Source organism: Brevundimonas sp., from assembly GCF_030656255.1.
GTDB lineage: Bacteria > Pseudomonadota > Alphaproteobacteria > Caulobacterales > Caulobacteraceae > Brevundimonas.
In genome coordinates this window covers 1-8,636 of sequence record NZ_JAUSOE010000003.1, presented here as the reverse complement: position 1 = coordinate 8,636, position 8,636 = coordinate 1, and the positions used below count along the sequence as shown (strand labels likewise).

The window sequence follows — 8,636 nt, the reverse complement described above, 5'->3', positions numbered from 1 at the left end:
ATCATCCTGCTGTCGGAAGGCCGTCTGGTGAACCTGGGCAACGCCACGGGCCACCCGTCCTTCGTGATGTCGGCCTCCTTCACCAACCAGACCCTGGCCCAGATCGAACTGTGGACCAACGCCAAGTCCTATCAGAACCAGGTCTACACCCTGCCCAAGCACCTGGATGAAAAGGTCGCCCTGCTGCACCTGGCCAAACTGGGCGCCAAGCTGACCGTCCTGACCCAGGACCAGGCCGACTACATCAACGTGCCGGTCGAAGGCCCGTTCAAGGCGGACCACTACCGTTACTAAGCTCTCCCCGAGGCCGGAACTGCGAGGTTCCAAGTGACGAGGGCGTCTTACGACGTCCTCGTCGTCGGGGCTGGCGCGGCCGGGATGACGGCCGCGATCGAGGCCGGGCGTCGCGGACGTCGGGTTCTGGTGGTCGATCACGCCGCCAACCCCGGCGAAAAGATTCGCATCTCCGGCGGCGGGCGCTGCAACTTCACCAATCTGGGCTGCGGGCCGGCGAATTTCCTGGGTGAGAACCCCCGGTTCGCCACCTCGGCCCTGCGTCGCTACACCCAGCACGACTTCGTCAAGCGCGTGGACCGAGCCGGCATCGCCTGGCACGAGAAGACCCTGGGCCAGCTGTTCTGCGACGACAGCGCCAAACAGATCGTCCGCTTGCTGACCGACGACATGGCGGCGGCGGGCGTGACCCTGAAGATGAAGACCGGCGTCGACCGCCTAACCAAGTCCGGCGAGGACTGGAGCGTCGATCTGTCGGACGGAACCCAGGTCACGGCGACGGCCCTGGTCGTGGCGACCGGCGGCAAATCGATCCCCAAGATGGGCGCCACCGGCTGGGCCTATGAGGTCGCGCGCCAGTTCGATATTCGCGTCACCGACACCCGCCCCGCCCTGGTCCCCCTGACCTTCGAGGCGGGTCTGCTGGAAACGCTGATCCCGCTGGCCGGCGTGGCGGTGGACGCGCGCGTCGCCTCGGCGCCCGAAGGGGCCAAGGCGCGCAAGGCCAGTTTTAACGAGGCCATGCTGTTCACCCATCGCGGCCTCAGCGGCCCGGCCATATTGCAGATCAGCTCCTACTGGCGCGAGGGCGAGGCCGTCGTCGCGGCCATGGCGCCGGGGCGCAATGTCTTCGACGAGCTGAAGGCCGCCAAGACCGCCAACGGCCGCCAGGCCGTCCACACGGCCCTGGGCCATATCGTGCCCCGGCGGCTGGCGGAAAGCCTGTGCGAGCGGGAAGGCGCGGCGGGCAATCTGGCTGATCTGTCGGATGCGACGCTGCGGCGGCTGGACCAGGCGGTCAACGCCTGGAGCGTCAAGCCGGTCGGGTCCGAAGGCTATCGCACCGCCGAGGTGACCCTGGGCGGGATCGACACCGCCGCCCTGGACCAGCAGACGATGGCCGCCAAAACGGTTCCTGGCCTCTATTTCATCGGCGAGGCGGTCGATATCACCGGCTGGCTGGGCGGCTATAATTTCCAGTGGGCCTGGTCTTCCGGCTGGGCCGCCGGTCAGGTCTGTTAGGTCCTTGTGGCGGTTCAATAGGGGATAGCCCCTGTGGCGCCACGACGCATGGCGGCGCGACCGGCCGGCGCCTAGCTTTGTCCTCGCGGAACGGGCCCCTCTGGCGTCGCCGCGATTTGCCGAAGTTCCCCTGCTTTGGTTGGATCGCTCGACGCGATGTCGCACCGTACGGATGCGCCGATGCGACGGGTCCCCCCCGGGCCTTTCGCGTCGGCGCCCGTTTCTTCACCGGATCTGGAGCCCCCATGCCCCTTTTGATGTGCCCGAACGACAATTCCGCCATGCAGACGCTGGATCGCGACGGCGTGCAGTTCGACATGTGCCCCGCCTGCCGGGGCGTCTGGCTGGACCGCGGCGAACTGGAGAAACTGATGGCCTCGGCGGCCGAAGACGGTCGCGCGTCTGCGACTCCCGCCGCCCCTCAGCCTCAAGCCTATGTCCCGCCCATCCAGCCCCAGTCCCAGCCCCAGTCCCAACCCTGGGGCGGAGGGCGTCCCTATGCGGACGACCGGGGCTACAAGGACGACCGGCGCGGCGATGATCGCCATCGGGACGACGACTATCGCTACAAGAAGAAGAAGCGCGACAGCATCTTCGACATCTTCGACTGAGGCTCAGACCTTCAGCCGGGCCGCCTGCATCAGGCTCTGCAGCGCTGCAGACGCTTCCGTATCGGCGTCCGCCGCCTCGCGGATTTCGGGGATTCGCAGCATCTTGACCGCCTCAACGCGGGCGCGGTCCGCCGCCGGCCCCAGGGGCGCGGTCTCGCCGTTGGTCATCTTCATCAGGGCCGTCAGCTTCTGCACCGGCGTGGCCTGAGCCCGGCCGATCTGGGCCAGCAGACCTGCGTCCGCCTCCAGGGTTCCGCCCAGGGCGCCGATGGCCGTTGAAATCTGTCTTTCATCCAGTTCGCCCAGTTGCACGGCCCGCACCGACCGCTGCAATCGCGCCAGGACCAGCAGCTTTTGCGACACGCTGGGGCCGCCCGGCGCCGACTGACGCATCTCGCTCTCCAGCCGGACGGAGGCCACGCAGGCGCTGAGCCAACGCGCCGCCGCCCGCTTGTTGGCGCCCCCGGTGACGTTCTCGCACAGCCGCGTCAGCAGTTCGGCCTCGGCCAGGACGGTCGGGCATTGGCGGACATAGGCGGCGACGAAATCGGGCGTGACCAGGCTCTTGGATCGGTCGACGAAAGCGTTCTGCACCTCCTCCAGGGTCAGGAGCCGGCCCGCCGCCGCCGTCAGGGCCATGGCGAGGGTGCGCAGGATATCGATCTCGCCCACCGGATCATTGGGCCGCAGCCGCCGCGGACTGGCCAGTTCGCGCGTCACCATCCGCGCCAGGGACGCCGACAGCAGCGGGAACTCGCCCCCCGTCAGGCGCGCGCCCAGTCGCGCGGCCGGACCCTCGACCACCGGCGTCATCAGGGCCATGCGGGGATCCAGGCCGATCAGCCGCTCGACCTCTCGGGGGGCCACCATGCGCACCACGGCGGCCAGACTGGCGCCATGGTCCAGAGAGGGGCCCAGGATTTCCGCCAGGTTCGCGCGCACCGCCAGCATTTCCGCCGCGATCTGTTCGACGGCGACGACGACCAGGGCGCGCGCCGGCCCGGCTGGCGGCGCAGCGTCGACCATGTCCATCAGACCGTCCAGCCGTTCCCGCGCTCCCTTGCGGTCGGCAAGAGCCTGGGCGATCACGCCGCCCATGACGAAGGCGCGATCCGCCGATCCGCTCAACCGCTCCGCCAGATCCGAGATCGACTGTTTTTCCAGGGAGGGAAACAGGCCCGAACGTCCCGCCTTCAACAGCCGCGCGACCGCGTCCTCAGACAGCCGCTGATAATGGCGCACGACGCTATGCAGGTCCTGGCCGCTGGCCTGGCTCTCCGGCACGGCGACCTTCTGGACGGCGTGCTGCAGTTCGACGCCCGACGCCTCCAGCCGTTCCGCCAGGTCGGGCCGGTGCAGCAGTTCGAAGGCGGTCGCGCCCTGGCGCTTCAGCCAGTCCTCCAGCACCCGGCCGATCAAGGCCCGGGCGTGCGGCGCATACAGTTCCGCCGGCGCGCTGCAGGCGGGACGAGCCCCCGTCTCGACCTTGGCCTTCTTCTTCTCTTCCGGCGCCCCGATGGTCAGGATGTTGAGGGTGTTGAACTCCATCGTGTCCGGATCCAGCGTCTCCTTGGTGACGCGGGCCGCGACGGCCAGCCGGTCGTGCAGCTGGTCCTCGGCCGTTTCCAGGGCGTGTTTCCGGTCCTCGGTGGCGATCAACAGGGTCCAGCCCGCCGGAGCGGTCTTTCGGACATAGACTTCGTAGTGGATCGGGCCTGCCATCCTGGATCATTGAAGCCCAAGGCTTTAAAGGGGGGTTTTCACGACGAATTTTCATCGCGCCGACGGAAACGAACCCGGCTATCGTTGAAACATGCGGCTTGGCGGCCCATCTGCCTTAGCCCTAATGTGACCGTGATCGAACGGTTACGCTTGCCGTGCGTTCTCGTACACGGGAACGGGAAGTTCAGGAGAAGACCACCTTGGCCAACATCACCCTGGTCGATGACGACGAGAACATCGTGGCGTCCGTCTCGCTGGCGCTGGAAAGTCATGGCCACAAGATCACGGCCTATCACGACGGGGCCTCGGGTCTCGCCGCGCTGGAAAGCTCGCCGCCTGACCTGGCCATCCTCGACGTGAAGATGCCGCGCATGGACGGGATGGAGGTGCTGCGTCGCCTGCGCCAGACCTCGCAGATCCCGGTCATCATGCTGACCTCCAAGGACGAGGAGATCGACGAGATCCTCGGCTTCAACCTCGGCGCCGACGACTATATTCATAAACCCTTCAGCCAGCGTCTGCTGATCGAACGGGTCAAGGCCCTGTTGCGCCGCACCGGTGCGGACGGGATCGAACCCGAACCCTCGGCCGAGGTTTCGGGCAAGGCGATCAAGCGTGGCAAGCTGAGCATGGATCCGGCTCGCCACGAATCGACCTGGGACGGCAAGCCGGTGAAACTGACGGTCACCGAATTTCTGCTGCTGCAGGCCCTGGCCCAGCGGCCCGGCTTCGTGAAGAGCCGCGACAACCTGATGGACGCCGCCTACGACGATCAGGTCTATGTCGACGACCGCACCATCGACAGCCACGTGAAGCGGATGCGCAAGAAGTTCCGCGCCGTGGACAATGAGTTCGACGCGATCGAGACCCTGTATGGCGTCGGCTACCGCTACCGCGAAAGCTGATCATCCCGTCGGGCGCGAGCCCGACGAGGAGCCTGTGCGCCGGCCGAGGTTCCGCTTCGGCGGTTCGCGGCTGGGCGGCTTCATCCTGGCGCTCAATCTTCTCAGCCTGCTGATCCTGTTCGGCGGCGCCCTTGTGCTGAACGAATGGCGTCAGGGGCTGATCCAGGCGCGTCAGGAGTCGCTGACCGTCCAGGCCGAACTGCTCGGCAACGTCCTCGGCGAACTGGGCATCAGCCGGGGCGTGCCGACCCCGGAGCTGGACGTGGGCGAGGCGTCGAAATGGCTGCGCGATAATTTCGTGCCGAACGGCCAGCGGGTGCGCCTGTACGACATCAACGGCCTGCCGGTCATCGACAGCTACGAGGTGACCGAGAACATCCCCGGCCAGGTCCTGCCGCCCGCGCGTCCCGCGGGCACGCCCCTGTCAGGCGATGTCGCCGAGAAGACGCTTCGTGACGCCGAACACAAGAAGGCCGTCGAGGCTGAGGTCGCCGCCGAGGTCGAACGCGCCCTGGCCGGAGAGCCGCAGACGACCGTCAGGCGCAACGAATCCGGCGACCGCGTCGTCTCGGTCTCCATTCCCATCCGGCATGTCCGCCAGGTGCTGGGCGTGCTGACGCTGGAAGCCGGCAATGTCGATGAGATCCTGGACGACCAGAGACGCGCCCTGGTGCCCTTCGCCCTGGTGGCCCTGGCCGTGAATCTGCTGGCCTCGCTGTTGTTGCACCTGTTCGTGGCGCGTCCGGTGCTGCGGCTGGCGGCGGCGGCGGACCAGGTCCGGCTTCAGCGGGCGCGCGCCATCTCCCTGCCCGACCTGGAGGAGCGCAAGGACGAGATCGGCGACCTGGCGCGGTCGCTGGAATCCATGACCGACACCCTGTCCACGCGGATGGACGCGATCGAACGGTTCGCCGCCGACGTGTCGCACGAGATCAAGAACCCCCTGACCTCGATCCGTTCGGCGCTGGAGACTCTGCCCCTGGTCAAGACCGACGCCCAGAGGGAGAAGCTGACCAATCTGCTGCAACAGGACGTGCGCCGCCTGGATCGGCTGATCACCGACATCTCCAACGCCTCGCGTCTGGACGCCGAACTGTCGCGCGACCGCCCCCGCGCCATCGAACTGAACCGTCTGCTGACCGATATCGTCGGCGTCTATGACACCACCGCCCGGCCGGATGATATTCCCGTCCGGTTCGAGCCTCCGACCCAGGGTCTGCGGGTCGCCGGCCGCGACGGCCCCCTGGGACAGGTGTTCCGCAACCTGATCGACAACGCCCGCTCCTTCAGCCCCGCCGGCGGCGAGGTTCGGGTCGTGCTGGAAGAGGTCGAGGGCGACCTGCCCATCCGCATCCGTGTCGAGGATCAGGGGCCGGGGATCCCGCCCGAAAATCTGGAGACGGTGTTCGAGCGCTTCTACACCTCGCGGCCCAAGGGGGCGGCCTTCGGCTCCAACTCGGGCCTGGGCCTGTCCATCGTGCGCCAGATCGTCGAGGCGCATGGCGGCCGCGTCACGGCCGACAACCGGATCGATGCAAACGGCCAGGTGATCGGCGCCCGGTTCGAGATCGGCCTGCCCTCCGCCTCCGCGCCCGGTCGTCGCTCATGACCGCCCCGTCGCCGGTTCACGCCACCACGGTCGCCGTCCGCCGCCATGGGGCCTGGACGGCGGTGATGATCCTGGGGCCGTCGGGCGCCGGCAAGAGCGACCTGGCCCTGCGGCTGATCGGGCGCGGCTGGCGGCTGGTCAGCGACGACTATACCCGGGTGTGGGAGTCCGGCGGCGCGCTTCATGCGACCGCCCCGGCCGCCATCGCCGGCCGGATCGAGGCGCGCGGCGTCGGAATCGTGTCCGTCAGGACACGGCTGGTCGCCCGTGTCGCACTGGCGGTCGCCTGCGTTCCAGAGGCGGTCGAACGGCTTCCAGAGCCGCAGACACGGCGCTTCTGCGGGATCGACCTGCCTCTGCTGGCGCTGGACCCTCGCCCCGCCTCGGCCGTCGAGATGGTCGCAGTCGCGCTTCAGACGCTTTGAACCCGCGCATAACGGGTCTATGACACGCCCCTTGCGGTCCAAAACGGATGCGTCCGGCCTCCCTGGCGGGCGTGGGGACGTCCGGGGACGGTTCAGGGCGGGATGCGAGTGAAGTTCTCATGATTGGCCTGGTTATCGTCACCCATGGGGGACTGGCCTCGGAGTTTCTTTCGGCGATGGAGCATGTGGTCGGGCCGCAGCGCGGCGTCGCGGCCATATGCATCGGGCCGGATGACGACATGGAGCGACGCCGTCGCGACATCGTCGACGCCGCTGCTGCGGTGAACGACGGCGACGGGGTGATCCTGTTGACCGACATGTTCGGCGGCACCCCGTCCAACCTAGCCATATCGGTGATGGAACAGACCCATGCCGAGGTCATCGCCGGCCTGAACCTGCCCATGCTGATCAAGCTGGCCAGCGTGCGCGGGCGCGAGACCCTGGAGGCCTGCGTGGCTCACGCCCAGGACGCCGGGCGCAAATACATCTCGGTGGCATCCTGGGTGCTCGCGGGCGAAAAATGAGCGTGAAGACGACCCTCGACATCTGCAATACGCGCGGCCTGCACGCCCGCGCCTCGGCCAAGTTCGTCAAACTGGCCTCCAGCTTCGACAGCGAGATCCAGGTCACCCGCGACGGCGTCACGGTGGACGCCCGTTCGATCATGGGCCTGCTGATGCTGGGCGCCGGCATCGGCTGCAGCATCGACGTCTCCGCCGAGGGCGCAGACGCCGAAGAGGCGATCGAGGCCCTGACGGACCTCGTCGCGCGCAAGTTCGACGAGGATCAGTAAGGGGCTTCAGCCCCCTCGGATCACAGTCCCAGGGCGCGGCGGATGTCGCGCCAGTCCACATATTTGAAGTTCTGGGTGCCCACGTCGTTCACGTCGTCCTGGATCACCACCAGACCTTCGGGGAAGGGGCCGACCGCGCCGCTGGCGGCGGCCAGGCCGTCCGTGCCGGTGACCCCGTCCACCACGCCGTCCACCAGCTTGAACCGGCCCTTGTACTCCGGCGCGGCGCCGTCGATGCGCCAGACCGGGAAGGTCGAATCGCCCTGGCTGGACGCGATCAGATAGCGTTTGTCGCCGTCGGTCAGCGTGGTCAGGCCCTCGGCGTCGGCGACCAGGACGTCCTTGGCGATCGGCTGGACCAGGGTCCGCGCCGCGCCCGACGCCGGGTCGAGCCCATAGCGCCACAGGCCGACATTCTCCTCGTTGATATACAGGGCGTCGGTGGCCTCGTCGGCGGCGCAGCCTTCGGAAATGGTGCCGATCTCGGCGCGACGCACCTCGCGCGAGACCGGCTGACCGGCGGCGTCGACGCTCAGCACGAACTGGCGCAGTTCGCCCTCGTGCCCCACCAGGACGGCGTGGACCTCGGCCCCGCGCCGCGCGAAACAGAAACCATAGGGCTCGATCACATCGGTGGCGATCGCGCCCCAAGACCGTACGCCGTTCTGGCCGGTCCCGGCCGGATCGAACAGATACAGCGAGATTCCCGTCTTGCCCGGCGTGCGGTCGCTGGCGCCCAGCACCAGCTGCGGCCGGCCGTCGATGTTCAATCCCTCGACCACATCGACATTGTTCAGCAGGCCTTCGGGCATGAACTGCAGGATCCGGCCGTCGAAGCCGTAGATATAGAGGCCAGACTTCTTGTCCGTCCCGGCCACGAAGCCCGGCGTGACCTGGCCCATCACCATGACCGGCGCCGCCGAGGCCCAGACGGCCGGATCATCGGCCGCGTCCTGGCCGGCCGTGCCGACCGAAGGAGTCTCCAACACCGCCTGAACCGATGCCCCCGGCCCGACGAAACCTTCGCCCTCGCCC

10 protein-coding genes are annotated in these 8,636 nt (G+C 67.9%); 8 read left to right on the top strand and 2 right to left on the bottom strand.

What is annotated here, in order from left to right:
• The 3 genes from Q7J26_RS00120 to Q7J26_RS00110 form a co-directional block, all read left to right on the top strand.
• The coding region (locus tag Q7J26_RS00120; RefSeq protein ID WP_304934505.1) for an adenosylhomocysteinase at positions 1-294 on the top strand (294 nt) is incomplete at its 5' end.
• Between the two features lie 33 nt (positions 295-327).
• Positions 328-1,536: an NAD(P)/FAD-dependent oxidoreductase gene (locus Q7J26_RS00115; protein ID WP_304934504.1), complete on the top strand. Its 1,209-nt coding sequence runs from the start codon at positions 328-330 to the stop codon at positions 1,534-1,536.
• A 245-nt stretch (positions 1,537-1,781) separates the two neighbouring features.
• A complete protein-coding gene (locus tag Q7J26_RS00110; protein WP_304934503.1) occupies positions 1,782-2,147 on the top strand; it encodes a zf-TFIIB domain-containing protein in 366 nt (121 codons plus the stop codon).
• Between the two features lie 3 nt (positions 2,148-2,150).
• Here Q7J26_RS00110 and Q7J26_RS00105 read toward each other — a convergent pair whose 3' ends face one another.
• A complete protein-coding gene (locus tag Q7J26_RS00105) occupies positions 2,151-3,869 on the bottom strand; it encodes a hypothetical protein (RefSeq protein WP_304934502.1) in 1,719 nt (572 codons plus the stop codon).
• A 200-nt stretch (positions 3,870-4,069) separates the two neighbouring features.
• Between Q7J26_RS00105 and Q7J26_RS00100 the strand changes: the two genes are divergently transcribed.
• From Q7J26_RS00100 to Q7J26_RS00080, 5 genes are all read left to right on the top strand, one after another.
• Positions 4,070-4,774: a response regulator transcription factor gene (locus tag Q7J26_RS00100; RefSeq protein WP_304934501.1), complete on the top strand. Its 705-nt coding sequence runs from the start codon at positions 4,070-4,072 to the stop codon at positions 4,772-4,774.
• Positions 4,743-6,383 carry a stimulus-sensing domain-containing protein gene (locus Q7J26_RS00095; RefSeq protein ID WP_304934500.1) on the top strand — a complete coding sequence of 547 codons (1,641 nt, stop codon included), beginning with the start codon at positions 4,743-4,745 and terminating at the stop codon, positions 6,381-6,383. The genes Q7J26_RS00100 and Q7J26_RS00095 overlap by 32 nt, the downstream gene beginning before the upstream one ends.
• Complete coding sequence (locus tag Q7J26_RS00090; RefSeq protein ID WP_304934499.1) at positions 6,380-6,808, top strand: HPr kinase/phosphorylase; 429 nt, start codon at positions 6,380-6,382, stop codon at positions 6,806-6,808. The genes Q7J26_RS00095 and Q7J26_RS00090 overlap by 4 nt, the downstream gene beginning before the upstream one ends.
• 119 nt (positions 6,809-6,927) lie before the next feature.
• A complete protein-coding gene (locus tag Q7J26_RS00085) occupies positions 6,928-7,332 on the top strand; it encodes a PTS sugar transporter subunit IIA (RefSeq protein ID WP_008262883.1) in 405 nt (134 codons plus the stop codon).
• A complete protein-coding gene (locus Q7J26_RS00080; RefSeq protein ID WP_304934498.1) occupies positions 7,329-7,601 on the top strand; it encodes an HPr family phosphocarrier protein in 273 nt (90 codons plus the stop codon). The genes Q7J26_RS00085 and Q7J26_RS00080 overlap by 4 nt, the downstream gene beginning before the upstream one ends.
• Positions 7,602-7,621: 20 nt before the next feature.
• Here Q7J26_RS00080 and Q7J26_RS00075 read toward each other — a convergent pair.
• A partial coding sequence (locus Q7J26_RS00075) for a phytase (RefSeq protein WP_304934497.1) occupies positions 7,622-8,636 on the bottom strand: 1,015 nt, incomplete at its 5' end.

Bases quoted from the DNA above. Each gene is read 5' to 3' on its own strand.
- Q7J26_RS00110 (WP_304934503.1), top strand. From the start codon at position 1,782: ATGCCCCTTTTGATGTGCCCGAACGACAATTCCGCCATGCAGACGCTG.
- Q7J26_RS00105 (WP_304934502.1), bottom strand. From the start codon at position 3,869: ATGGCAGGCCCGATCCACTACGAAGTCTATGTCCGAAAGACCGCTCCG.
- Q7J26_RS00095 (WP_304934500.1), top strand. From the start codon at position 4,743: ATGGCGTCGGCTACCGCTACCGCGAAAGCTGATCATCCCGTCGGGCGC.
- Q7J26_RS00090 (WP_304934499.1), top strand. From the start codon at position 6,380: ATGACCGCCCCGTCGCCGGTTCACGCCACCACGGTCGCCGTCCGCCGC.
- Q7J26_RS00085 (WP_008262883.1), top strand. From the start codon at position 6,928: ATGATTGGCCTGGTTATCGTCACCCATGGGGGACTGGCCTCGGAGTTT.
- Q7J26_RS00080 (WP_304934498.1), top strand. From the start codon at position 7,329: ATGAGCGTGAAGACGACCCTCGACATCTGCAATACGCGCGGCCTGCAC.